This is a genomic window from Sphingomonas profundi, from assembly GCF_009739515.1.
GTDB classification, from domain to species: Bacteria; Pseudomonadota; Alphaproteobacteria; order Sphingomonadales; family Sphingomonadaceae; genus Alterirhizorhabdus; species Alterirhizorhabdus profundi.
The window spans coordinates 1,796,894-1,820,513 of the sequence record NZ_CP046535.1; the positions used below are offsets into that span (position 1 = coordinate 1,796,894).

24 protein-coding genes are annotated in these 23,620 nt (G+C 69.5%); 19 read left to right on the forward strand and 5 right to left on the reverse strand.

Annotated features, from left to right (window positions below):
* Window positions 1-66: 66 nt before the first annotated feature.
* On the reverse strand, window positions 67-2,556 hold the full coding sequence (gene hrpB, locus GNT64_RS08385) for an ATP-dependent helicase HrpB (RefSeq protein ID WP_156679121.1): 2,490 nt from the start codon (window positions 2,554-2,556) through the stop codon (window positions 67-69).
* 114 nt (window positions 2,557-2,670) lie between these two features.
* Here hrpB and GNT64_RS21525 point away from each other — a divergent pair, with 114 nt between their 5' ends.
* Together GNT64_RS21525 and GNT64_RS08390 are read left to right on the forward strand one after the other, a co-directional pair.
* Complete coding sequence (locus GNT64_RS21525) at window positions 2,671-2,841, forward strand: hypothetical protein (RefSeq protein WP_197277321.1); 171 nt, start codon at window positions 2,671-2,673, stop codon at window positions 2,839-2,841.
* Between the two features lie 91 nt (window positions 2,842-2,932).
* Entirely contained in the window at window positions 2,933-3,427 is a 495-nt protein-coding gene (locus GNT64_RS08390; RefSeq protein ID WP_156679122.1) for a hypothetical protein, read from the forward strand.
* Window positions 3,428-3,442: 15 nt separating this feature from the next.
* Here the strand turns inward: GNT64_RS08390 and GNT64_RS08395 are convergent, their stop codons facing one another.
* Window positions 3,443-4,456, reverse strand: a complete 1,014-nt coding sequence (locus tag GNT64_RS08395) for a polyprenyl synthetase family protein (protein WP_156679123.1) — start codon at window positions 4,454-4,456, stop codon at window positions 3,443-3,445.
* A gap of 103 nt (window positions 4,457-4,559) precedes the next feature.
* Here GNT64_RS08395 and GNT64_RS08400 point away from each other — a divergent pair, with 103 nt between their 5' ends.
* Entirely contained in the window at window positions 4,560-4,844 is a 285-nt protein-coding gene (locus tag GNT64_RS08400) for a chorismate mutase (RefSeq protein ID WP_156679124.1), read from the forward strand.
* Between the two features lie 164 nt (window positions 4,845-5,008).
* On the opposite strand, the gene GNT64_RS08405 is transcribed toward GNT64_RS08400, so the two are convergent.
* A complete protein-coding gene (locus GNT64_RS08405) occupies window positions 5,009-6,385 on the reverse strand; it encodes a methyl-accepting chemotaxis protein (RefSeq protein ID WP_197277322.1) in 1,377 nt (458 codons plus the stop codon).
* Window positions 6,386-6,548: 163 nt separating this feature from the next.
* On the opposite strand from GNT64_RS08405, the gene sdhC reads away from it, so the two are divergent.
* Genes sdhC through GNT64_RS08445 form a run of 8 tightly spaced genes read left to right on the forward strand, consistent with a single transcriptional unit; the run spans window position 6,549 to window position 12,659 of the window.
* Window positions 6,549-6,947, forward strand: a complete 399-nt coding sequence (gene sdhC / locus GNT64_RS08410) for a succinate dehydrogenase, cytochrome b556 subunit (RefSeq protein ID WP_156679125.1) — start codon at window positions 6,549-6,551, stop codon at window positions 6,945-6,947.
* Window positions 6,947-7,336 carry a succinate dehydrogenase, hydrophobic membrane anchor protein gene (gene sdhD / locus GNT64_RS08415; RefSeq protein WP_156679126.1) on the forward strand — a complete coding sequence of 130 codons (390 nt, stop codon included), beginning with the start codon at window positions 6,947-6,949 and terminating at the stop codon, window positions 7,334-7,336. The genes sdhC and sdhD overlap by 1 nt, the downstream gene beginning before the upstream one ends.
* Entirely contained in the window at window positions 7,333-9,120 is a 1,788-nt protein-coding gene (sdhA, locus tag GNT64_RS08420; protein ID WP_156679127.1) for a succinate dehydrogenase flavoprotein subunit, read from the forward strand. The genes sdhD and sdhA overlap by 4 nt, the downstream gene beginning before the upstream one ends.
* Window positions 9,121-9,174: 54 nt before the next feature.
* The gene (locus tag GNT64_RS08425) at window positions 9,175-9,423 is read left to right on the forward strand and encodes a DUF1902 domain-containing protein (protein ID WP_156679128.1); all 249 of its coding nucleotides are present in this window, start codon (window positions 9,175-9,177) and stop codon (window positions 9,421-9,423) included.
* A 3-nt stretch (window positions 9,424-9,426) separates the two neighbouring features.
* Complete coding sequence (locus GNT64_RS08430) at window positions 9,427-9,624, forward strand: type II toxin-antitoxin system HicA family toxin (protein WP_156679129.1); 198 nt, start codon at window positions 9,427-9,429, stop codon at window positions 9,622-9,624.
* Window positions 9,625-9,642: 18 nt separating this feature from the next.
* The gene (creD, locus tag GNT64_RS08435) at window positions 9,643-10,995 is read left to right on the forward strand and encodes a cell envelope integrity protein CreD (RefSeq protein ID WP_156679130.1); all 1,353 of its coding nucleotides are present in this window, start codon (window positions 9,643-9,645) and stop codon (window positions 10,993-10,995) included.
* Entirely contained in the window at window positions 10,992-11,804 is an 813-nt protein-coding gene (locus tag GNT64_RS08440) for a nucleotidyltransferase family protein (protein ID WP_156679131.1), read from the forward strand. Before creD ends, GNT64_RS08440 begins: the two co-directional genes overlap by 4 nt.
* Before the next feature lie 12 nt (window positions 11,805-11,816).
* Window positions 11,817-12,659 carry a phosphocholine cytidylyltransferase family protein gene (locus GNT64_RS08445; RefSeq protein ID WP_156679132.1) on the forward strand — a complete coding sequence of 281 codons (843 nt, stop codon included), beginning with the start codon at window positions 11,817-11,819 and terminating at the stop codon, window positions 12,657-12,659.
* Here the strand turns inward: GNT64_RS08445 and GNT64_RS08450 are convergent.
* A complete protein-coding gene (locus tag GNT64_RS08450; RefSeq protein WP_156679133.1) occupies window positions 12,593-13,024 on the reverse strand; it encodes an HIT family protein in 432 nt (143 codons plus the stop codon). The two genes, GNT64_RS08445 and GNT64_RS08450, sit on opposite strands and share 67 nt — an antisense overlap.
* A 13-nt stretch (window positions 13,025-13,037) precedes the next feature.
* The gene (locus GNT64_RS08455) at window positions 13,038-14,171 is read right to left on the reverse strand and encodes a CDP-alcohol phosphatidyltransferase family protein (RefSeq protein ID WP_422396628.1); all 1,134 of its coding nucleotides are present in this window, start codon (window positions 14,169-14,171) and stop codon (window positions 13,038-13,040) included.
* Window positions 14,172-14,307: 136 nt separating this feature from the next.
* Here GNT64_RS08455 and GNT64_RS08460 point away from each other — a divergent pair, with 136 nt between their 5' ends.
* The 8 genes from GNT64_RS08460 to odhB all read left to right on the forward strand — a co-directional run bounded on the left by GNT64_RS08460 (window position 14,308) and on the right by odhB (window position 23,546).
* Complete coding sequence (locus GNT64_RS08460) at window positions 14,308-15,093, forward strand: succinate dehydrogenase iron-sulfur subunit (RefSeq protein WP_156679134.1); 786 nt, start codon at window positions 14,308-14,310, stop codon at window positions 15,091-15,093.
* Window positions 15,094-15,119: 26 nt separating this feature from the next.
* Window positions 15,120-15,575: a PaaI family thioesterase gene (locus GNT64_RS08465; RefSeq protein WP_156679135.1), complete on the forward strand. Its 456-nt coding sequence runs from the start codon at window positions 15,120-15,122 to the stop codon at window positions 15,573-15,575.
* Complete coding sequence (gene zapE, locus GNT64_RS08470; protein ID WP_156679136.1) at window positions 15,572-16,684, forward strand: cell division protein ZapE; 1,113 nt, start codon at window positions 15,572-15,574, stop codon at window positions 16,682-16,684. The genes GNT64_RS08465 and zapE overlap by 4 nt, the downstream gene beginning before the upstream one ends.
* Before the next feature lie 159 nt (window positions 16,685-16,843).
* Window positions 16,844-17,806 carry a malate dehydrogenase gene (mdh, locus tag GNT64_RS08475; RefSeq protein WP_156679137.1) on the forward strand — a complete coding sequence of 321 codons (963 nt, stop codon included), beginning with the start codon at window positions 16,844-16,846 and terminating at the stop codon, window positions 17,804-17,806.
* 40 nt (window positions 17,807-17,846) lie between these two features.
* The gene (locus GNT64_RS08480) at window positions 17,847-18,317 is read left to right on the forward strand and encodes a DUF29 domain-containing protein (protein WP_156679138.1); all 471 of its coding nucleotides are present in this window, start codon (window positions 17,847-17,849) and stop codon (window positions 18,315-18,317) included.
* Between the two features lie 39 nt (window positions 18,318-18,356).
* Window positions 18,357-19,241 (forward strand): succinate--CoA ligase subunit alpha, encoded by an 885-nt coding sequence (gene sucD, locus GNT64_RS08485; RefSeq protein WP_156679139.1) that lies wholly within the window; start codon window positions 18,357-18,359, stop codon window positions 19,239-19,241.
* Between the two features lie 50 nt (window positions 19,242-19,291).
* Window positions 19,292-22,189: a 2-oxoglutarate dehydrogenase E1 component gene (locus tag GNT64_RS08490; protein ID WP_156679140.1), complete on the forward strand. Its 2,898-nt coding sequence runs from the start codon at window positions 19,292-19,294 to the stop codon at window positions 22,187-22,189.
* A 1-nt stretch (window position 22,190) separates the two neighbouring features.
* Window positions 22,191-23,546: a 2-oxoglutarate dehydrogenase complex dihydrolipoyllysine-residue succinyltransferase gene (gene odhB, locus GNT64_RS08495; protein WP_156679141.1), complete on the forward strand. Its 1,356-nt coding sequence runs from the start codon at window positions 22,191-22,193 to the stop codon at window positions 23,544-23,546.
* Window positions 23,547-23,620: the final 74 nt, after the last annotated feature.

A 23,620-nucleotide genomic window follows, 5' to 3' on the forward strand; every position in this document is an offset into this window, starting at 1 on the left:
GCAATCGGTAGCGAGAACAAAGGGATGCGGCAATCCGCCGTCTCGGCCGTCCCGAAGCGGGACGGTTCAGCCGCGCTGTGCCGCCTTCTTCGTGCGCAAGGTCGGGTCGGCCGCCGCCGGATCGTCCGGCCAGGGGTGCCGCGGATAGCGTCCGCGCATCTCCTTCGCCACGGCCGCCCAGCTGCCCGCCCAGAAGCCCGGCAGGTCGCGCGTCGTCTGGATCGGGCGGCCGGCGGGGGAGGTGAGGCGCAGCACCAGCGGAACGCGCCCGCCCGCCACCGTCGGGTGGGCGGAGAGGCCGAACAGGGCCTGCGGGCGCAGCTCCACCGCCGGGCCGCCCTCCGCCGCATAGTCGATCGCGTGGCTGCTGCCGGCGGGCGAGGCGAAGCGCGCCGGCGCCAGTCGGTCGAGCGCCTGCCGCCCGTCCCAGCCGAGCATCGCGTCCAGTGCCCCCGCCAGTGCCCCCGGCTCCACGTCGCCCAGCCGGCGGCGGCCGGCGAGCAGCGGCGGCAGCCACCCGGCCGCCGACTCCGCCAGCGCCGCGTCGGAGATGTCGGGCACCGCGCCGCCATGCGCGGCGGCGAAGGCGGCGCGGGCCTGCGTCGCGCGCGCCTCCTCTGGCCAGGGCAGCAGGCCCATGCCGCCCGCCGCCACCCCGCCGAGCAGCGCTGCGACGATCGCCGCCGCGTCGGGTGCGTCGTCCGGCCCGCCGGAGAGGCGCACCGCGCCCAGCCGCCGCTCGCGCCGGGCGATCGCCCCGCCGGTCGCCGGATCGAAGGAGACGCTGCGCACCGCCGCCACCCGATCGGTCAGCAGCCGCTCCACCAGCGCCTGATCGATCGACACCGCCGAGAGGATGCGGGCGCGCGCCGCCACCCCTTGCGTCTCGGCCACCGCCAGCCACTCGGCGCGTGCCAGTGGCGAGGCGGGGTCGAGACGGAAGCCGCGCCCGCCGACCGAGATCCAGTCCTCGCCCGCCGCATCGCGCCGGCGCGCCACGCGATCAGGAAAGGCGAGCGCGACGCAGCCGGCGATCGCCTCCGCGTCCCCCGCCCCGCCCCCCGCCCCGCCCCCTGGCGCACCCGCGCCCGCCGCTCCACCGACCAGCCCGCGCCAGCGCCGCGCCAGCGCGCGGGCGGCATCCGCCCGCTTGCCCCGCTCCGATCGCCAGCGGCGGACGCGCGTCTCGATATCGGCATCGCCGCCGCCCAGGCCGCGTTCGGAGAGCAGCACCGCCACCTCCGCCGCCGCGCCGGCCCACCCCAGCGCCGCCGCCATAACCAGCATGTGGCCCAGGCGCGGCGGCAGCGGCAGCGCGGCGATGGCGTGGCCGTGCGGCGTCGGCCGCCCGTCCGCGTCGATCGCGCCGAGCGCCGCCAGCCGCGTCCGCGCCTCGGCGATGGCGGCGGGTGGCGGCGGATCGAGCCAGCGCAGGCTCGCCGGATCGGTGACGCCCCACAGGGCGCAATCGAGCAGCAGGGCGGAGAGGTCCGCCTCCAGTATCTCGGGCGGATCGTAGGGCGGCAGGCTGGCCATCGCCGCCGCCTCCCACAGCCGATAGGCGATGCCCGACCCCTGCCGCGCGGCGCGCCCGGCCCGCTGCGTCGCCGCCGCCTGCGAGACGCGCTCGGTGGATAGGCGGGTGAGGCCGGCGGCGCGATCGTAGCGCGGCCGGCGCGCCAGACCGGAATCGATCACGATGCGCACGCCCTCCAGGGTCAGGCTCGTCTCGGCGATGCTGGTGGCCAGCACGATCTTGCGCACGCCCGTCGGCGGCGCGGCGATCGCGGCGCGCTGCTCGGCCGGATCGAGGCTGCCGTGCAGGCGGTGGATGGCGATGTGCGGCGGCAGGCCGGCGATCCGCTCGGCCGTGCGCTCGATCTCGCCGACGCCGGGCAGGAAGGCCAGCACATCGCCCTCCGCCTCGTCCGCCAGCGCCGCGCGGATGGCGGAGGCCACCGCATCCTCGATCCGCGTCTCGGCGGCGCGACCGATGTGGCGCAAGGTGAGGGGGTGGCTGCGCCCGGCGCTCTCGATCACCGGCGCCGCGCCCAGCAGGGCGGCGAAGCGCGCGCCGTCCAGCGTGGCGGACATGGCGAGGACGCGCAGGTCCGGCCGCAGCCCGCCCTGCGCGTCCAGCGCCAGCGCCAGCCCGAAGTCGCTGTCCAGGCTGCGCTCGTGCACCTCGTCGAACAGCACGGCTGATATGCCGGCGAGTTCGGGATCGGCCTGGATGCGGTTGCGGAAGATGCCCTCCGTCAGCACCAGCACGCGGGTGGCGCGCGACTGCTTCGTGTCGAGCCGGGTCGCATAGCCGATCGTGCCGCCCACCGCCTCGCCGGCCAGCGCCGCCATCCGCTCGGCCGCCGCCCGCGCCGCCAGCCGGCGCGGCGAGAGCAGCAGCACCTGCCCGCCGCACCACGGCTCGGCGAGGAGCGCCGGCGCCACGGCCGTGGTCTTGCCCGCGCCCGGCGGGGCGACCAGCACGGCGTTCGGCCCGGCGCGCAGGGCGGCGAGCAGATCGGGCAACACGGCATGGATCGGCAGGTCGGTCACGCCTGCCCTCCTAGCCACTTAGGCGCGTCCGCCCAAGGCGGCGACCGCTTCGCCCATCGTGACGGGCGGCACAGTGCGGTGGCCTGTGCAGGCGGGCCGTGCGAAAGTCCGGTCATGCGCACGCGCCTCAGCATCTGCCGCCGGAAGATGCGCTTCGCTTCGGAAGCGGCGGCGCTGTCGACGGCCGCCCGCACAGGCCTGCCGCTCCGGCCGTATCGCTGCGATCGCTGCCGCTGCATCCACCTGACCAGCCGCACGAAGGGCAAGCGCGTGCCGCCAGCCTAGCGGGAAGCGGCCAGTTCCGCGTCGAAGATATCGCGTTCGGTCTCAATATGGTCCATCATCGGCGCCGATCGGCCGACGGATGGAGGCAAGCATGATCTTCAAGCCCTTCACCTTCTCGGACGTCTCGATGATCCTCTGGGGTTCGAAGGATCGGCCGAACCCGGACGGAAAAGGCGTCGGCCATGCCATCACCAAACACGCCAGCATCACGAACGACAAATTGATGGATCGGATGCGCTTCGAGAAGGCGACCGTGGACAAGAGCATCCCAGTCTACACCTCGTTCATCGATGCTACCGCGCAGGTGCACGCGGTGCTGGAACTCCTCACCGCGGACATCACGGCCGCGCAGATCAACGCCTTCTATCGCCGGACGACGGATCGGCTGGCGCCGCCGGTGTTCAAGCTGTCCGCACCCGTTCAGATCCGCGTCGCCACCGGCGGTGGGGTCGTCACGCGGTGGGATTCCTATCTGGCCTTCACCGCCGTCTGGCACGAGCGGGCGTATCGGAACATGCACGTCATCACCGCCATCCCGATGTTCGAGCCCGGCACGCTCGGCACCGACCGGCCGTCGCGTGCCTGACCGGCACGGCCGCGATCAATAGGCCCGCGCCACCGCGAACTCCACCGCCTCCACCAGCGCGGCCTTGGCCTTGCCGCCGCCGATGCCGCCCAGCGCGTCGATGGCGCGGCCGCCATAGTGGCGCGCGCGGGCCAGGGTGTCGTCGATCGCGCCTGTCTCGCGCAGCAGGCGGTTGGCGTGGGCGAGATCCTCGTCGGAGATGCGGCGGCCCTCGATCGCGTCCTTCCAGAAACGCTGGTCCTCCGCGCTGCCCCGCGCATTGGCCAGGATCACCGGCAGCGTGACCTTGCCGTCGCGGAAATCGTCGCCGGCATCCTTGCCCATCGTCGCGCCGTCGGAGGCATAGTCGATCGCGTCGTCGACCAGCTGGAAGGCGATGCCCAGGTTGCGGCCATAGGCGTCCAGCGCCTGTTCCACCGCATCCTCCCGCTCGGCGACGACGGCGGCGATGCGGCAGGCGGCGGCGAACAGGGCGGCCGTCTTGGCGCCGATGATGTCCAGATAGCGCGCCTCGCCGGTGTCGATCCGGCGCTGCGCGGTCAGCTGGTTCACCTCGCCCTCGGCGATCACGGCGGAGGCGTTGGAGAGGATGCGCAGCACCCGCAGCGATCCGTCCTCCACCATCAGCTCGAACGATCGGCTGAAAAGGAAGTCGCCCACCAGCACGCTGGCCGGGTTGCCCCAGATGATGTTGGCGGTGCGCTTGCCCCGGCGCAGGCCGGATCCGTCCACCACGTCGTCGTGCAGCAGGGTGGCGGTGTGGATGAACTCCACGGCGGCGGCCAGACGGTGGTGGCGGGTGCCGCCATAATCGAGCAGGCGCGCGCAGGCGAGCGTCAGCATCGGCCGCATCCGCTTGCCGCCGCCGGCGATCAGGTGGCCGGCCAGTTCCGGGATCAGCGGCACGTCGCTCTGCATCCGCGCCAGGATCACCTCGTTCACCCGGTTCATGTCGGCGGCGACGAGCGCCATCATCGGATCGAGCGAGGGCGCCGTGGTCCGGTGCAGCGGTGTGATCGTGGCGGGCATGGGCGCGATGTGGCGCGGCGATGCGGCAAAGGCAAGCGCGGGGCTTGCGCCGGCGCCCGCTCCCCCCGAAAAGGCCAGCGACCGCGGGAGGGGCAAGGCCGGAATGACCGACGACACGCTGAAGGGCTATCGCGAGAGCATCGACAATATCGACGCGGCGCTCGTCTTCCTCCTGGCCGAGCGGTTCAAGGTGACGCAGGCGGTGGGCCGCCACAAGGCGCAGAGCGGGCTGCCGCCGGCCGACCCCGGCCGCGAGGCGGCACAGATCGGGCGGCTGCGCGAGCTTGCCCGATCCGCAAACCTCGATCCCGATTTCAGCGAGAAGTTCCTCCGCTTCATCATCGACGAGGTGATCCGCCATCACGAGCGGGAACGCGCCGAGGGATAGACCCTCCAGGCGGATCGACATTCAGCTGTGCACGTCCGCTCATCCTGAGGAGAGGCTGAGCGGACATGCGAAGACCCGTCTCGAAGGATCCTTCGAGACGCCAGTTCGACAGGCTCAATGGCTCCTCAGGATGAGCGGTTTGATCCGCTCGATGTCGATCCGTTCTAGGCGGCGATCTTCGCCACGAAGGCGCTGGTCGCCGCCTCCAGCCGCGACAATTGCGTGCCGACCGCGCCGAAGCCGGTCTCCAGATGATCGATCTCGCCAGCTACCGCCTCCGTCTCGGCGCGGATGGCGGCGATCGTCATCGACATGGAATCGGCCGCCAGCGCCGTCTCGTCCACGGCGGCGGTGATCGCCGTCACGGTCTGCGCCTGCGTCTCCATCGCCGTGCGGATGCGGTTGGCGGAGGATTGCACCTCGCCCACCGTGTCGCGGATCGATCCGTTGGCGTCCAGCGTCTGCCGCGTGGCGGACTGGATGGCGGCGATCTTGGCGGCGATATCGTCGGTCGCCCGCGCGGTCTGGCTCGCCAGGCTCTTCACCTCCTGCGCCACCACCGCGAAGCCGCGCCCGGCATCGCCCGCGCGCGCCGCCTCGATCGTGGCGTTCAGCGCCAGCAGGTTGGTCTGCCCGGCGATGTCGCGGATCAGGCCCAGGATCGATTCGATCGCCTTGGCATGATCGCTGAGCGCCTCCGACACGATCACGGCGCGGGCCGATTCGCCCGCCGCCCGCGTGGCGATACCGGCGGCCACCTCCACCTCGCTGCGCGCCTCCTCGATCGCGCGGATCAGGCCCGCCGCGGTCATCGCCGCCTCGCGCATGGCGAGCGCCGACTGCTCGGCCGCCGCCGCCACCTCCGATGCCTTGCCCAGCATCCCGCGCGCCGAGACCGACGCCTCGGCGGTCTGCTCACGCAGGCGGCCGGATCCGACCAGCGTCCCATCCACCACGCCGACGATCTCCTCGCGGAACAGAGCGCTGCGCTGGCCCAGTTCGGCCGTGGCCTCGCGCCGGCTCACCAGCACCATCTGCGCCGCCGTCACGTCGCACTCGAAGATCTTCAGCTGCTGCATCGTCCTGGCCGCCGCCAGGAACGTCGCCGGCTCGGCCGCGAACGTCTCCGCCAGGGCATCCAGGATCGCGACCGCGTGCAGCGAGAGCATGCGCGAGAAGGCCGCCGTGGGCACCTGCATCGCCATCAGGCTGTTCGCCTGCGCGGCGATCATCAGAACCCACGCCGCATCCACCGGGCCGGCGAACTTGCGCGCGACCAGATCGATCGAGGCGCGCGCCAGCAAGGATGCGTCGTGCGGGCGGGTCGCGCCGATCTCGGCGAGGATGCCGGCCGCGCCGCCGGTGTAGAAATCCTCGCTCGCCGCCATGATGACGCCGGAGGCGCGGCTCCAGAGCGCGCGCAGGTCGCGCTCGAACCGCCCGTCGCCATTGTAGAGCGCCAGGCGGAGGGCGACCTCGGCCTCGGCAAGCAGCGGCGCCGGGGTGGGTGCCGTGGCCGGCGACAGGCTGACATGCTGCATGATCGGAAACGGCTCCGCGATCGAGGGACTGTGCGGCGTTCCTAGCCGGGCAATGGTAAAGAGGCCGTAAGGGCCGCGCCCGCGCACCGGCGATGGTTGCAAGCCGGCGACGTTCGGGTAAAGACACGGACCATAGCAAAAGGTCCAATCCAGGGGGACATCGATGGCCCGTAACGCCGCCCGCCCATTGTCGCCGCACCTCACGATCTGGCGATGGGGGCCGCACATGCTCGTCTCCATCCTGCACCGCGCGACGGGCACGGCGAACGCCATCGGCGGCGGCGTGATCTTCATCTGGTGGCTGGTGGCGGCCGCCAGCGGCCCCGCCGCCTACGAGACGTTCTACGGCGTGGCGACATCGTGGTTCGGCTACCTCGTCGGCATCGGCCTGACGTGGACCTTCTTCCAGCACATGTTCTCCGGCCTGCGCCACTTCGTGCTGGATACCGGCGCGGGGTACGAGCTGAAGACGAACAAGACGTTCGCCACCGCCACGATCGTCGCCTCGCTGGCGGTCACGCTGCTGCTGTGGGCGGCCGTCTATGTGGGGAGCATGCACTGATGGGTACGGGAACCGGCATCGGCCGCGTCCGCGGTCTCGGCTCGGCCAGGCACGGCGCGCTGCACTGGTGGCACCAGCGGCTTACCGCCGCCGGCAACCTGATCCTCGTCCTCTGGTTCGTGGTGTCGCTGTTCCGGCTGCCGCTGCACGATCATGCGACGATCGTGCAGTGGATGTCGCAGCCGGTGGTCGCGGTGGGGCTGATCCTGATGACGGTCTCGGTCTTCTGGCACCTGAAGATCGGCCTGCAGGTGTTCATCGAGGATTATCTGCACGACGATGCCAGCCGCGTTGCGGCCATCGCGGCGCTCAATTTCTACGCGGTCGGCGGGGGGGCGCTGGCGATCTTCTCGATCCTGAAGATCGCGCTCATGGGGGTGAAGGGTTGATGGACGCGTACAAGATCATCGACCACGTCTATGACGCGGTCGTCGTCGGCGCGGGCGGGTCGGGCCTGCGCGCCACGATGGGTTGCGCCGAGAAGGGCCTGAAGACCGCCTGCATCACCAAGGTGTTCCCCACCCGCAGCCACACCGTGGCGGCGCAGGGCGGCATCGCCGCGTCGCTGGGCAACAACTCGCCCGATCACTGGACGTGGCACATGTACGATACCGTCAAGGGATCGGACTGGCTCGGCGATCAGGACGCGATCGAATATATGGTGCGCGAGGCGCCGGCGGCGGTGATCGAGCTGGAACATGCCGGCGTGCCGTTCAGCCGCAACGACGACGGCACCATCTACCAGCGCCCGTTCGGCGGCCACATGCAGAACATGGGCGCCGGCCCGCCCGTGCAGCGCACCTGCGCCGCCGCCGACCGCACCGGCCACGCCATGCTTCACGCGCTCTACCAGCAGAGCCTGAAATATGACGCGGACTTCTACATCGAATATTTCGCGCTCGACCTCATCATGGAGAACGGCGTCTGCAAGGGCGTGATCGCGCTCTGCATGGAGGACGGCTCCATCCACCGCTTCCGCGCGCACGCGGTGGTGCTGGCGACCGGCGGCTCGGGCCGCACCTATTTCTCGGCGACCTCGGCCCACACCTGCACCGGCGACGGCGGCGGCATGGTGCTGCGCGCCGGCCTGCCGCTGCAGGACATGGAGTTCGTGCAGTTCCACCCGACCGGCATCTACGGCGCCGGCGTGCTCATCACCGAGGGCGCGCGCGGCGAGGGCGGCTACCTCACCAACAAGGACGGCGAGCGCTTCATGGAGCGCTACGCCCCCTCCGCCAAGGATCTGGCCAGCCGCGACGTCGTCTCCCGCTCCATGGCGATGGAGATGCGCGAGGGCCGCGGCGTCGGCGAGCATGGCGACTATATCTACCTGCACCTCGACCATATCGATCCCAAGGTGCTGGCCGAGCGGCTGCCCGGCATCACCGAGACGGGCAAGATCTTCGCCGGCGTCGATCTCACCCGCCAGCCGCTGCCGGTGACGCCCACCGTCCACTACAATATGGGCGGCGTGCCGTGTAACTATCATGGCGAGGTGGTGACCTTGAAGGATGGCGATCCGGACACGGTGGTGCCGGGCCTGTTCGCCGTCGGCGAGGCGGCGTGCGTGTCGGTCCACGGCGCCAACCGGCTCGGCTCAAACTCGCTGATCGATCTGGTCGTGTTCGGCCGCGCCACCGGCTTCCGCATCGCCGAGCTGGTGAAGCCGAACAGCAAGCACGGCATCGTCAACAAGGCGGCGGACGATGCCGCCCTCGCCCGGCTCGATCGCTACCGCAACGCCGCCGGTGGCACGCCCACCGCGAAGATCCGCACGAACATGCAGCGCACGATGCAGAAGCACTGCGCCGTGTTCCGCGACACCGCGCTGCTGCGCGAAGGCCAGGGGCTGATCGACGACGTGTTCGCCAGCCTGCAGGATGTCGGCATCACCGATCGCTCGATGATCTGGAACACCGATCTGGTCGAGACCCTTGAGCTGGACAACATGCTGCCGCAGGCGGTGGTGACGATGCACTCCGCCGCCAACCGGCACGAGAGCCGCGGCGCCCACATGCACGAGGATTATCCGAACCGCGACGACGAGAACTGGATGAAGCACACCCTGGTCTCGTTCCACCAGGGCGCCGTCTCGATCGACTATCGCCCCGTGCACGACTACACGCTGACCGACGAAGCGGAGTATATCAAGCCGAAGGCGCGGGTCTATTGAGCAGCGCGGCGGCGATCGTCGGTTCGCGATAGGGTATAATCAAGGCGGGACGGCATGGCGTACTGGACGATCAGGGCGGAATATGATCCTGACGCGCACGTCTGGTACGCAGCCGATGGCGACATACCCGGCCTGGCCGCCGATGCCGAGACCGTCGAGGAACTCGCAGCCAAGGCGGGAGCGATGTTGCCGGACCTTCTCCGTCTACATGCCGACGAGATTGCCGACGAAACCCGCATCGCCGGCCCGCATCGTATCCGCATCACCGCCTTTCACGAGCGCGAATTCGACGTAGCCGCCTGAGCGATGGTCGAGGGCTATACTGCCCGGCTGAAAGCGCTGCTGCGCGATCATGGCTGCACCTTTCTGCGCCAAGGCAAGGGCGACCATGAAGTGTGGCAAAGTCCACACGCGCTGCGGCCGTTCGTGGTAGATGGCCGCATCATGTCACGCCACACCGCCAACGCCGTGCTCCGCCAGGCCGGCATCAAGGCCAAGCTGTGAAAGACGAAACGCGCTAGCATGCCCCTCCCCCGCCCCGCTTCCGGCGAACGCTCGCCCGGTTATCGCTTCGGGTTGGCCGTGCTGCTCGGGCTGCTGCTGGCCATCCCGCTCTTCGCGGTCTACCTGCTCGTCTACGATCGCCAGTCCCAGTCGGAGACGGCGCGCGGATCGATCGTCGAGGGCTGGGGTCAGCCGCAGCAGTTCGCCGGGCCGTTCCTCGTCATCCCCTTCTCGCAGATGGTCGAGACGGAGGTGCAGGAGAATGGCCGCACGGTGAAGCGCGCGCAGTCGCAGGATCGCGCATTGTTCGTCGCCCCGGATCAGGTGCGCTTCGAGACCCGGCTCGATCCCGAGCTGCGCCGGCGGTCGATCTACCAGGCGGTCGTCTACTCGGCGGCGATGCGCGCCAGCGGCAGCTTCCGCCTGCCGGATCTCGCCGCGTCGAACATCGATCCCGCCAGCCTGCGCATGGGAGAGGCGGAGATCCGCTTCGGCATCTCCAGCGCCAAGGGCCTCGGCGGATCGCGCCCGCAGGTGCGGGTAGGCGGGCGCGCGATCCCGCTGATCCCGGGCTCCGGCCTGCGCAGCACCGATGGCAGCGGCTTCAGCGGCCGGCTTGGCGCGATGCCGCCGGGCGGACCGATCGCGTTCGACATCGCCTTCACGATGCGCGGGCATGATTCGATCACTCTCCTGCCTTCCGCGCAGGATACGCGCTGGCAGGTGGCGTCGTCCTGGCCGCACCCGTCTTTCGTCGGCGGCTTCCTGCCCGTGGCGCGGCACGTGGACGCGCACGGCTTCTCGGCCGGGTGGCGGATCGGCAATCTCGCGCTCAACCGGCCCGTCGTCTCGATCGACGAGCAGGCGGGCGACACGGCCGATCGCGTGACGGTGGCGCTGATCGATCCGGTGAACCTCTACTCCGAGGTCAACCGCGCGGTGAAGTACGGCTTCATGTTCATCGGCTTCACCTTCCTCACCCTGCTGATGTTCGATGTGATCGCCGGCGTGCCGGTGTCGGGCGTGGCCTATCTGCTGGTCGGCAGCGGGCTGATCCTGTTCTTCGTGCTGCTGCTCGCCTTTGCCGAGATACTCGGCTTCACGCCCGCTTACGTGATCGCCAGCGCGGCGATCGTCGGCCTGCTCGCCTGCTACTCGGCGGCGGTGCTGGGCAGCTGGCGGCGAGCGGGCGCCGTCGCCGGCCTGCTCGCCGGCCTCTACGCCGTGCTGTACGTGCTGCTCGGGCTGGAGGCCTATTCGCTGCTGAACGGTTCGCTGCTGTTGTTCGCGGCGCTGGCGGCCGTGATGTACTTCACCCGCGGGGTCGATTGGGGACGGATCGGCGGCAGAGCGGACACGATCGAGGCGTGATCCCCCTCACCGCCCTTCTTCTCGCCGGCAATCGCCCCGGCGTGGATCCGCTGGCCGCGGCGTTCGGCGTGCCGTTCAAGGCGCTCGTGCCCGTCGGTGGGGAGGCGATGCTGGCGCGGGTGGCGCGCACGCTGGTGGAGCATCCGCGCATCGGCCGGGTGATCCTGCTCTCCCAGGCGATGGACGCCTTCGCCGCGCATCCGGACACGGCGTGGATCGCGGCGCATCCCGATATCGTGATGGAGGCGGCAGGCGGTTCCGTCAGTGGTGCGATCGCCGAGGCGCTGGCGCGGCACCCGGCCGGCTTCCCCTTCCTCGTCACCACCGCCGATCACCCGCTGCTGGATGCGGCGATGCTGGATGCGTTCATCGCGCCGGCGCTGGCCGCCGGCACCGACGTGGCGGTCGGCCTCGTCGCGCGGCGCACTTTGCTGGCGGCCTATCCGGACAATCGCCGCACCTGGCTGCGCTTTCGCGGCGGGGCCTATTCCGGCGCCAACCTGTTCCTGCTCGCCACCCCGCGCGCGCTGACGGCGGTGAACCTGTGGCGGACGATCGAGCAGCAGCGCAAGAAGGGCCGCACCGTGATCGGCGCGTTCGGGCCGATGATCCTCGCCGGCGTCGCGCTGAGGCTGTTCACCTTGCGCGGCGCGCTGGTCCGCGCCGGGCGGCGGCTGGGCATGACGGCGGCGGCGATCGAGCTGCCGATCGCGGAGGCGTGCATCGATGTGGACAAGCCGGCCGATCACGCGCTCGCCAGCGAGATCCTCGCCCGGCGCGCCCGCGATATCGCCACAATTCGCGCCTAACCGCCCGCCCCCATGACGACACAGACCGCCATCACCCGCGCCATCATCCTCAGCGCCGGCCAGGGCTCGCGCCTGCTGCCCGTGACCGCCGATCTGCCCAAATGCCTGATCCCGTTCGCCGGCAAAACGCTGATCGAGTGGCAGATCGCCGCGCTGGCCGCCAACGGCATCGGCGACATCCACGTCGTCACCGGCTTCCGCACCGAGAAGGTGGAGGCGGCGCTCGCCGGCATCTCCGGCCCGACGATCACGACGCATTTCAATCCGTTCTACAAGGTGGCGGACAATCTCGGCTCCTGCTGGATCGTGCGGGAGGCGATGGACCGCGACTTCATCATCCTGAACGGCGACACGCTGATCGATCCGGCGATCGTGGCGGCGCTGATCGCCGGGGCGACGAGCCCGATCACCGTGACGGTCGACGTGAAGGACGCCTACGACGCCGACGACATGAAGGTGCACCGCGCGAACGACGGCCGCCTGATCGCCATCGGCAAGCGGCTGGAGCCGCAGGAGAGCAATGCCGAGTCGATCGGCATGCTGGCCTTCACCGGCGCAGGCCCGGCCCTGTTCCGCGCGCAGGTGGATGCGATGATGCGGACGCCGGAGGGGGTGCTGAACTGGTATCTGAAGGCGATCCACGCGATCGCCCAATCTGCCCCAGCCACTGGCACGGCCGACAGCGCGCCGGCGGTCGGCACCGTGTCGATCGCGGGCATGGACTGGGCGGAAGTGGACTTCCCGGCCGATCTCGCGATCGCCGGCGCGCTCACCGCGCGCTGGGCGGCTCAGCCGGGCCAGCCGTCCTTCAGCCAGGCGACCAGCGCGTCGCGCTCGGCCTCGGGCAGCGCATAGGCCTCGCCCAGCGCCGGCGGCTTGCCCCAGCCGGCATCCGCCACGGTGACGCCGCAGGCGGATCGCGTGCCGGCATAGCGCGGGATGACGTGGAAGTGGACGTGCGGGTCCACCAGCATCAGCATCAGATAGTTGATCTTCTCGTAGGCCACCGCGGCGGAGAGCCGCGTCTCGATCGCCGCGACGATCGTCGCCAGCTCCGCGAACGCCTCGGCCGGCAGGTCGGCGAAGGCGGTGGCATCGGCTTTCGCCGCCAGCACGAGCGCGCCGAGGGTCGGCTGCGCCGGCCGCAGCAGCACCACCCAGTGCGCATAGTCGCGCACCAGGGTGGCGGGGTAGCCGAACTTCTCGATCGTCGCGTTCATGTCCCGCCCCTCACTACGCCGCCAGCCACGAGGTGATCGGATGGCCCGCCGCCTTCCGCGCCATCGCCTGCGCCAGCCGCACGGCGTGGAAAACGAGCGACACGATCGTCCACCACGCCACCGCGATCAAGCCGAGATCGGGCCGGCCGGCGATCACCGAGACCAGCAGGATCACCATGTTCGGGTTGCGCCGCGCGGTGACGAGGCGGAAGCGCGAGTCCGCCTGCCGCCACACATGGATGTGCATGCCGTATAGCCGCATGAACGCGCCCTCGATCACCCGCTGCACCACATAGCCGCCGACGATCGCCAGCATCACCAGCGCAAAGGTGCGCTCGTCATAGCCGAGGCCCCACGTGGCGAGCCCCGCGCCCCATGCCCACCACCAGAAAGGCGGATGCACCAGATCGATGCCGTGATCGAACACGTTGCCCCATTTGGACGAGGTGATCGTGCAGCGCGCCAGCTTCCCGTCCACCGTATCCAGCACCATGAAGCCCAGGCCGGCGGCCATGCCGGCCCAATAGTGCCCGCCGCGGAACAGGAAGAAGGCCCACACGCACAGGACCGCGCCGATGCCCGTCACCATGTTCGGCGTCATGCCGATCCGCGCCGCGACGCGCGTGAGCACCAAAGCCCATTCCGGCCAGAGATATTTGGTGAGGATGTCCGTCACGCCCTTGTAGGCGGCGAAGTAGCTGGCCCGCTCGATCGCGGGCACTGTGGCGGGCGTCAGCGGCATCAGGAACGGCTGCTCGCGCTTGCGCAGCTGATCGTTGTAGAGCGTGAAGCCGGCGTCATGGGCGATGCGGGTCAGCCCCGTGGCGGTCGGCAACGGCAGCCCGTCGCTCATCGCCGCGCCAGCGTCGCCCATCCTGTCGGGCAGCGCGGTGCGCGCCAGGGCCGGTATTCCGTCCCTCGTCAGCACGGTCTCCTCCTGCTCCGCCATGTAGCGCAGCAAGGGCGGATCGAAGGCGAAGGCCGTGTTCACCAGCAGCACGCCGCCCTGCTCGAACGCCGGCGCCTCCGCGAACGGCAGCCCCGCCTTGCCGGCGATGCGGCGGATCCGCTCGCGCGCGCTCATGCCCCAGATCGGCGTCGGATTGTCGCCGACCGGGACCACGGTCGGCTGGGGGCTGTGCGTCACTGTCGCTCGTCCGGATGTGGCGGAAGCGACCACTTACGCATTCCCCGCCGCCGGTCAAAGCCGCAGCGGCCCGAAACAGGCATTGAGCCGCGCCGCGCGAGCCGCTATCCGCGAAGGCAGCAGAAGGGGTTGACGCATGGCCGAGTTCGCACTGCCGAAGAACAGCAAGATCAAGTCCGGCGGGAAAGTGCACAAGGCCGCGTCCGGCGCCAAGAACGTCAAGACGTTCAAGGTCTACCGCTACGATCCCGATTCGGGCGAGAATCCGCGCTACGACAAGTTCGAGCTGGATCTGGACGAGACCGGCCCGATGGTGCTGGACGCGCTGATCAAGATGAAGAGCGAGCAGGATCCCTCGCTCACCTTCCGCCGCTCCTGCCGGGAGGGGATCTGCGGCTCCTGCTCGATGAACATGAACGGCAAGAACGGCCTCGCCTGCACCACCGCGATCGAGGACTGCAAGGGCGAGGTGCGGATCACGCCGCTGCCGCACATGGACGTGATCAAGGATCTGGTGCCCGACTTCACCCACTTCTACGCGCAATATGCCTCGATCCAGCCCTGGCTGAAGACGGTGACGCCGCCGCCCTCCGGCAAGGAGCGGCTGCAGTCGCCGGACGATCGCGCGAAGCTGGACGGCCTCTACGAGTGCATCCTGTGCGCCTGCTGCTCGACCAGCTGCCCGAGCTACTGGTGGAACAGCGACAAGTTCCTCGGCCCGGCCATCCTGCTGCAGGCCTATCGCTGGCTGGCCGACAGCCGCGACGAGACGACCGGCGAGCGGCTCGACGAGCTCGAGGATCCGTTCCGCCTCTACCGCTGCCACACGATCATGAACTGCTCGAACGTGTGCCCCAAGGGCCTCTCTCCCGCCAAGGCGATCGCTGAGGTGAAGAAGATGGTGGTCGAGCGCCAGATCTGATCGCGCAGGCTCCGGCGGTTCCCGGCATGGCGAGCGACCGCGGCCGATACGGCTTCGCTCCCGATCCCGAGCATGCCGGCTGGTTCGTGCGGCGGGCGGCGGGCATCGGCCGCTTCGTCGACATCTTCGGCGACATCCGCGTCCGCCCGGAGGGGCCGGCGACGGCCCGGATGCGCGTCGTCCCCGGTCCGCAGCACCGCAACCTGACCGAGACCGTGCACGGCGGCTTCCTCCTCGCGCTGGTCGATCAGGCCTATTTCGTCTGCCCGACCGCACTCGGCATCACCGGCGCGATGAACGGGCTGACGGTGGACAGCGCCACCCAGTTCCTCGCGCCGCTCGTGATCGATCGCCCGATCGACGTCGTCGTCGAGGTGCTGCGCGAGACCGGCCGGATGATCTTCATGCGCGGCCTGATCGAGCAGGACGATGTCCGCGCCCTCGCCTTCTCCGGCACGATCCGCAAGGCATCCGCCCGGTGACGACCGTGCTCGCCCGCTACGAGGCGCTGCTGGCCAGCGGCGAACTGCGCGCCGATCCCGATCAGCGCGCCACCGTGCTGCGCCTGCACGCTCTGGCGGGCGAGCTGGATGCCACGCCCAACCGCGGCAGCGTGCTCTGGCGGATGCTGCGCAAGCCGCCGCCCAGCCCGCGCGGCCTCTACATGTGGGGCGGCGTGGGGCGCGGAAAGTCCATGCTGATGGACCTGTTCTACGATTGCCTGCACATGGCGGCCAAGCGGCGCGTCCACTTCCACGAGTTCATGATCGAGGTGCACGAGCGGCTGCGGGTGGAGCGCACGAAGGAGAAGGGCGATCCCATCCTGCCGGTGGTGGCGGCGCTGGCGGAGGAGGCGAAGCTGCTCGCCTTCGACGAGATGGTCGTCAACAACACGGCCGACGCGATGATCCTCAGCCGCCTGTTCACCGGCCTGATCGAGGCGGGCGTCACCGTGGTCACGACCTCCAACCGGCCGCCGCGCGACCTCTACAAGGACGGCCTGAACCGCGAGCATTTCCTGCCCTTCATCGCCCTGATCGAGGATCGGCTGGACGTGCTGTGCCTGAACGGCCCGACCGACTATCGCCTCGCCCGGCTGGGCGGCGCGCCCACCTGGTACGTGCCGAACGGGCCGGAGACGACGGCCGCCCTCTCCCGCGCCTTCTTCCGCCTCACCGATTTTCCGCCGGAGGATCGCGCCCACGTGCCGGCCTGCGAGCTGCCCGTCTCCGCCGGCCGCAAGCTGCCCGTGCCCAAGAGCCTGAAGGGCGTCGCCGTCTTCTCGTTCAAGCGGCTGTGCGGCGAGGCGCGGGGGGCGCCCGACTATCTGGCGATCGCCCGCCACTATCACACCGTGATCCTGGTCGGCATACCCGTGCTGGGGCCGGACCAGCGCAACGAGGCCGCCCGCTTCAAGACGCTGATCGACGCGCTGTACGAGTATAAGGTCAAGCTGCTCGCCGGCGCAGACGCGCCCGCGACGAGCCTCTATCCGGAGGGCGACGGCGCCTTCGAGTTCGAGCGCACCGTATCCCGCCTGATGGAGATGCAATCCGACGATTATCTGGCGGAGGGCCACGGCGCGGGATGAGCCCGGCCGCGCCTGACGCAAATGCGAGGCAAAAAGCACAAGCGTCGCGGGTCGCGGCGGTTGCCCCCGCCGTCCCGCCGGTCTAAGCGGTCGGCGGTTTCGACATGGCGGCCGCCCATGCGGTCGCCACCCTGGATCATCCTGAACAGCGGGGGGCATATGGCTCGGAAGAAGATCGCGCTCATCGGCGCAGGCAATATCGGCGGCACCCTGGCGCATCTCGCCGCGAAGAAGGAGCTCGGCGACATCGTGCTGTTCGACGTGGTCGAGGGCGTGCCGCAGGGCAAGGCGCTGGATCTCAGCCAGTGCGGCCCGATCGAGGGCTTTGACGCCAACATCATCGGCTCTAACGACTATGCCGACATCGCTGCGGCCGACGTGATCATCGTCACCGCCGGTGTCGCCCGCAAGCCGGGCATGAGCCGCGACGACCTGCTCGGCATCAACCTGAAGGTGATGAAGGCGGTGGGCGAAGGCATCAAGGCCAACGCGCCGGACGCCTTCGTGATCTGCATCACCAACCCGCTCGACGCGATGGTGTGGGCGCTGCGCGAATTTTCCGGCCTGCCGCACAACAAGGTGGTCGGCATGGCGGGCGTGCTGGATTCGGCCCGCTTCAGCCACTTCATCGCCGACGAGTTCAAGGTATCTGTGAAGGATGTCAGCACCTTCGTGCTCGGCGGCCACGGCGACACGATGGTGCCGGTGGTGCAATATTCCACGGTCGCGGGCATCCCGGTCCCCGATCTCGTCAAGATGGGCAAGTCCACGCAGGAGCGGATCGACGCGATCGTCAAGCGCACGCGCGGCGGCGGCGGCGAGATCGTCGGCCTGCTGAAGACCGGCTCCGCCTTCTACGCGCCCGCCACCAGCGGCATCGCGATGGCCGAGGCGTATCTGGGCGACCAGAAGCGCATCCTGCCCTGCGCCGCGTATGTCGAGGGCCAGTACGGCCTCGACGGCCTCTATGTCGGCGTGCCGGTGGTGATCGGCGCGGGCGGCGTGGAGGAGATCGTCGAGATCGCGCTGGACGACGAGGCCAAGGGCAACCTTCAGGTCTCGGTCGACGCGGTCAAGGAACTGCTCGTCGCCTGCCAGGGCATCGATCCGAGCCTGGCGTGAATCGGTTGCGCGATGGGGCGGAGGCTGACAGGCAGGCTGCATGGCTGAACGGGACCATCTGATCGCGCTTCGCTCGGCGGCGATCGGCTACGAGCAGGATTATGCCGCGTGGCTCGATCGCCAGATCGCGCTGCTGCGCGCCGGTCGCTTCGACGAGCTCGATATGCCGAACCTGCTCGACGAGGTGGAAAGCTTGGGCCGGTCGGACTTCAAGGGCTTCGTCAGCGCGGTCGAGATCGTGTTGCTGCACATGCTTAAGTGGGACCATCAGCCCACGCTGAGGACGCGCAGCTGGCAGGGATCCATCCTGGAGCATCGACGCCGTATCGCCCGCGAGCTGAAGGACAGCCCCAGCTATTCGGCGCGGATCGACGACGCCGTGGAGAGAGCCTATGAGGCGGCGCAGGCGGCGGCCGTCGGCCAGACGGGCCTTCCCCTCGCCACCTTTCCCGATACCTGTCCCTACGACTGGGAGGCGATCACCTCCCGCGACCATCCGCTCGACGACTAAGCCCGTCGGTTCCGTCATAGAAATGGAGCGTTTCCCCGCATGTCGATCCTCGTGAACAAGCACACCAAGGTCATCACCCAGGGGATGACCGGGAAGACCGGCAGCTTCCATACCGAAGCGGCGCTGGCCTACGGCACGCAGATGGTCGGCGGCGTCACGCCGGGCAAGGGCGGCACCGAGCATCTCGGCCTGCCGAACTTCGACACGGTGCACGAGGCGGTCGCCGCCACCGGCGCCACCGCGTCGGTCGTGTACGTGCCGCCGCCCTTCGCCGCCGACTCGATCCTGGAGGCCATCGACGCGCAGGTGCCGCTGATCGTCTGCATCACCGAGGGCGTGCCCGTGCTGGACATGGTGCGCGTGAAGCGTGCGCTCTCCGGCTCCAAGTCGCGCCTGATCGGGCCGAACTGCCCCGGCGTGCTGACCCCCAACGAGTGCAAGATCGGCATCATGCCGGGCTCGATCTTCTCGAAGGGCTCGGTCGGCGTCGTCTCGCGATCCGGCACGCTCACCTACGAGGCCGTGTTCCAGACGACCAACGAGGGCCTCGGCCAGACGACCGCCGTCGGCATCGGCGGCGATCCGGTGAACGGGACCAACTTCATCGACGTGCTGGAGCTTTTCCTCGCCGACAACGAGACCAAGTCGATCATCATGATCGGCGAGATCGGCGGATCGGCCGAAGAGGAGGCCGCTCAGTTCCTGCAGGACGAGGCGAAGCGCGGCCGCAAGAAGCCGATGGCCGGCTTCATCGCGGGCCGCACGGCGCCTCCGGGCCGCCGTATGGGCCATGCCGGCGCGATCGTCTCCGGCGGCCAGGGCGGCGCGGAAGACAAGATCGCGGCGATGGAAGCGGCGGGCATCAAGGTGGCGGCGAGCCCGTCCGAGCTCGGCACCACGCTCGCGCAGGTACTGAAGGGCTGACGAAAGCGGAGCCGCCCGCCGTCGGGCGGCTCCGAGCTGGGGACGTTGCGATGGGCTATGAAGGGCTGGATTTCGATGCGATCGAGGGGGTCAGCCCCTCGTTCGTCGAGGCGCTCTACTCGCGCTATCGCGACGACCCGGACGGGATCGATGCGGGCTGGCGCACCTATTTCGACGGGCTGGAGCAGGCCGTCTCCGGGCCGAGCTGGGGCCGCGCCAACTGGCCGCTCAGCGATACGGACGCGCTGACCGCCGGGCTCGATCCCACCCAGGCGGCGCTTGCCGCCAAGGCCGAGCGCAAGGCGCCCGCGCCCGCCGCCGCCGAGGCGCCGTCCGCCGCGGTGATCGCCAAGGCGGCCGAGGATTCGATCCGCGCGCAGATGCTGATCCGCACCTATCGCGTGCGCGGGCACCTGGCCGCCGATCTCGATCCGCTCGGCCTCTCCAAGCGGGATCTGCCGGCCGATCTCACGCCCGAGTTCCACGGCTTCTTCGGCAAGGATCTCGATCGCCCGATCTACGTGGGCGGCACGCTGGGCTTCGAGACGGCGACCATCCGAGAGCTGATCGCCGTGCTGCGTCGCAATTACTGCGGCCATGTCGGCATCGAGTTCATGCACATCGGCGACATCGAGGAGCGCCGCTTCCTGCAGGAGCGGATGGAAGGCCACGACAAGGCGATCAGCTTCACGCCGGAAGGCAAGAAGGCGATCCTCACCAAGGTGATCCACGCCGAGCAGTGGGAGAAATTCCTCGGCCGCAAATATGTCGGTACCAAGCGCTTCGGCCTGGACGGCGGGGAGAGCATGATCCCCGCCCTTGAGAGCGTCATCAAATATGGCGGCCAATATGGCGTGCGCGAGGTGGTGATCGGCATGGCCCATCGCGGCCGGCTGAACGTGCTGGCCAACGTGATGTCAAAGCCTTACCGGGCGATCTTCTCCGAATTCGCCGGCGGATCGGCCAATCCGGAGGATGTCGGCGGCTCCGGCGACGTGAAATATCATCTCGGCACGTCTACCGATCGCGAGTTCGACGGCAACGTCATCCACCTCTCGCTGGCGCCCAATCCCAGCCATCTGGAGGCGGTGGATCCGGTGGTGCTGGGCAAGGCGCGCGCCAAGCAGACCAAGCTCGGCGACCTGAAGCGCGAGAAGGTGCTGCCGATCCTGCTGCACGGCGACGCCGCCTTCGCCGGCCAGGGCATCATCATGGAATGTTTCGGCTTCTCCGGCCTGGCAGGCTACAATACCGGCGGCACGATCCACTTCGTCATCAACAACCAGGTGGGCTTCACCACCTCGCCGCAATTCGCCCGCTCCTCGCCCTATCCGTCGGACATCGCCAAGATGGTGCAGGCGCCGATCCTGCACGTGAACGGCGACGATCCGGAAGCCGTGACCTTCGCCTGCAAGGTCGCCACCGAGTTCCGCCAGACGTTCAAGCGCGACGTGGTGATCGACATGTGGTGCTATCGCCGCTTCGGCCACAATGAGGGCGACGAGCCGGGCTTCACCCAACCGCTGATGTATGACGAGATCCGCCGCCACCCGCCGATCTCCACCATCTACGCCAACCGGCTGAAGGCCGAAGGCGTCGTCGACGAGAATGGCGTGGCGGATATGGTCGAGACCTTCGTCAAGATGCTGGACGAGGAGTTCGACGCCGCCAAGGGCTTCCGCGTCAACAAGGCCGACTGGTTCGAGGGCGACTGGAGCGGCTTCGCCGCCCCGCGCGAGGCGGTGACGGATCGTCGCGCCGTGGAGAGCGGCGTCAGCCGCGAACGGCTCGACCGCGTGGCGAAGGTGCTGACCACCCCGCCGGCCGACCTCGTCATCCACAAGACGCTCGCCCGCATCCTCGACGCCAAAAAGCAGATGTTCGAGAGCGGCCAGGGCTTCGACTGGGCGACCGCCGAGGCGCTGGCCTTCGGCACCCTGCTGCTCGACGGGTTCGGCGTCCGCCTCTCCGGCCAGGATAGCGGGCGCGGCACGTTCAGCCAGCGGCACGCCGTGTGGGTCGATCAGAAGGACGGGCACAAGTACATCCCGCTCTCCAACCTCGATCGCCGGTTCCAGGTGCTGGACAGCCCGCTGAGCGAGTTCGGCGTGCTCGGCTTCGAATATGGCTATGCGAGCCAGGCCCCCGGCACGCTGGTGCTGTGGGAGGCGCAGTTCGGCGATTTCGCCAATGGCGCGCAGGTGATGATCGATCAGTTCATCGCCGCCGGCGAGGCGAAATGGTTGCGTGTCAACGGCTTGGTGATGCTTCTTCCGCACGGCTACGAGGGCCAGGGGCCGGAGCACAGCTCGGCGCGGATGGAACGCTACCTCCAGCTCTGCGCGGAGGACAATATGCAGGTGTGCAACATCACCACGCCGGCCAACTACTTCCACGTGCTGCGCCGGCAGATGATGCGCAACTTCCGCAAGCCGCTGATCATCATGACGCCCAAGTCGCTGCTGCGGCACAAGGCGGCCGTCTCGTCGATCGAGGATTTCACCGGCGACAGCCACTTCCGCCGCATCCTCTCCGATCCCAAGCAGCCGGCGGACGATCGGGTGAAGCGGCTCGTGCTGTGCTCGGGCAAGGTCTACTACGATCTGGCCGACGCGCGCGACGCGGCCGGCGACGAGGAGACGGCGATCCTGCGCATCGAGCAGGTCTACCCCTTCCCGGCCGAGCCGCTGGCTAGGCGCATCGCGCGGATGACCAACCTGGAGACGCTTGTCTGGGCGCAGGAGGAGCCGAAGAACAACGGCTCCTGGTTCTTCGTCGAATGTTATCTGGAGGAGTGCCTCGCCAAGGCCGGTGTCGGCCCGCGCCGGCCGGTCTATGCCGGCAGGCGAGCCTCGGCCGCGACGGCGACGGGCCTCGCAAGGAACCATGCCGCGCAACAGGCGGCGCTCGTGGCGGAAGCCCTCGGGCATGACGTGAAGGCGAACTGAGATGGCGACCGAAGTGAAGGTGCCCACGCTGGGCGAATCGATCAGCGAGGCGACGCTCGGCCAGTGGCTGAAGCAGCCGGGCGAGGCGGTGAAGGTGGACGAGCCGATCGCCAGCCTGGAGACGGACAAGGTGGCCGTGGAGGTCAACTCGCCGATCGACGGCGTGATGGGCGAGCAGGCGGTCGCCGAGGGCGATACCGTGCAGGTCGGCGCGGTGATCGCGCTGGTGCAGGCCGGCAGCGCCGCCACCGCCGCCACGCCGGCGCCGGAGGACCGCACCGCGGTGGGCCAGGCCGAGGCCGCCGCCCCGCCGGAGCCGGCCAGTGCGCCCGCCGGCGATGCCGCCGCCACGCCGTCCGTCCCGCCGGCCGATGGTGCCGCCGCCGATGCCGGCCCGGCCAGCTACGGCAATAGCGGCGAGCCGACCACCGGCGAGGGCGGGCACGGCGACGATTCACCGCTCACCTTGTCGCCCGCCGTGCGCCGGCTGGTGCTGGAACGCGGCGTCGACCCAAGCCAGATCAAGGGCACCGGCAAGGACGGCCGCATCACCAAGGACGATGTGCTCGCCGCCAGGCCGGCCACCGCCCGGGCGCCGGAGCCGGCACGGCAGGCCCCCGCCCCGGCCCTCTCCGCCCCCGCCGCCGCCACCGCCGGCCGCAAGGAGGAGCGCGTCCGCATGACGCGCCTGCGCCAGACCGTCGCCCGTCGCCTGAAGGAGGCCCAGAACACCGCCGCGATGCTCACCACGTTCAACGACGTGGACATGACGGAGGTGATCGCCGCGCGCGCCCGCTACAAGGACCTGTTCGAGAAGAAGCACGGCATCCGCCTTGGTTTCATGGGCTTCTTCGTGAAGGCGGCGTGCCTGGCGCTGAAGGACGTGCCCGGCGTGAACGGATCGATCGAGGGCGACGAGATCGTCTATCGCGACTATGCCGACATCTCCGTCGCCGTCTCCGCGCCGCAGGGCCTGGTGGTGCCGGTGATCCGCGACGCGCAGGATCTGAGCTTCGCCGGTGTCGAGAAGACGATCGCCGATTTCGGCAAGCGCGCCAAGGACGGCACGCTGAAGATGGACGAGATGAAGGGTGGCACCTTCACCATCTCCAATGGCGGCGTGTTCGGCTCGCTGATGTCCACGCCGATCATCAATCCGCCGCAGTCCGCCGTGCTGGGCCTGCACCGCATCGAGGACCGGCCGGTGGTGAAGGACGGCCAGATCGTCGCCCGGCCGATGATGTACCTGGCGCTCAGCTACGACCACCGCCTGGTGGACGGGCGCGAGGCGGTGACGTTCCTCATCCGCATCAAGGAAGCGATCGAGGATCCGACGCGGCTGCTGATCGACCTTTAGCATCCTATATCTGCGTCACCCCCGCATGTGCCGGGGTCTCGTGCCGGGGCGGCGCGCTCCTGCCCCGCAGGGAT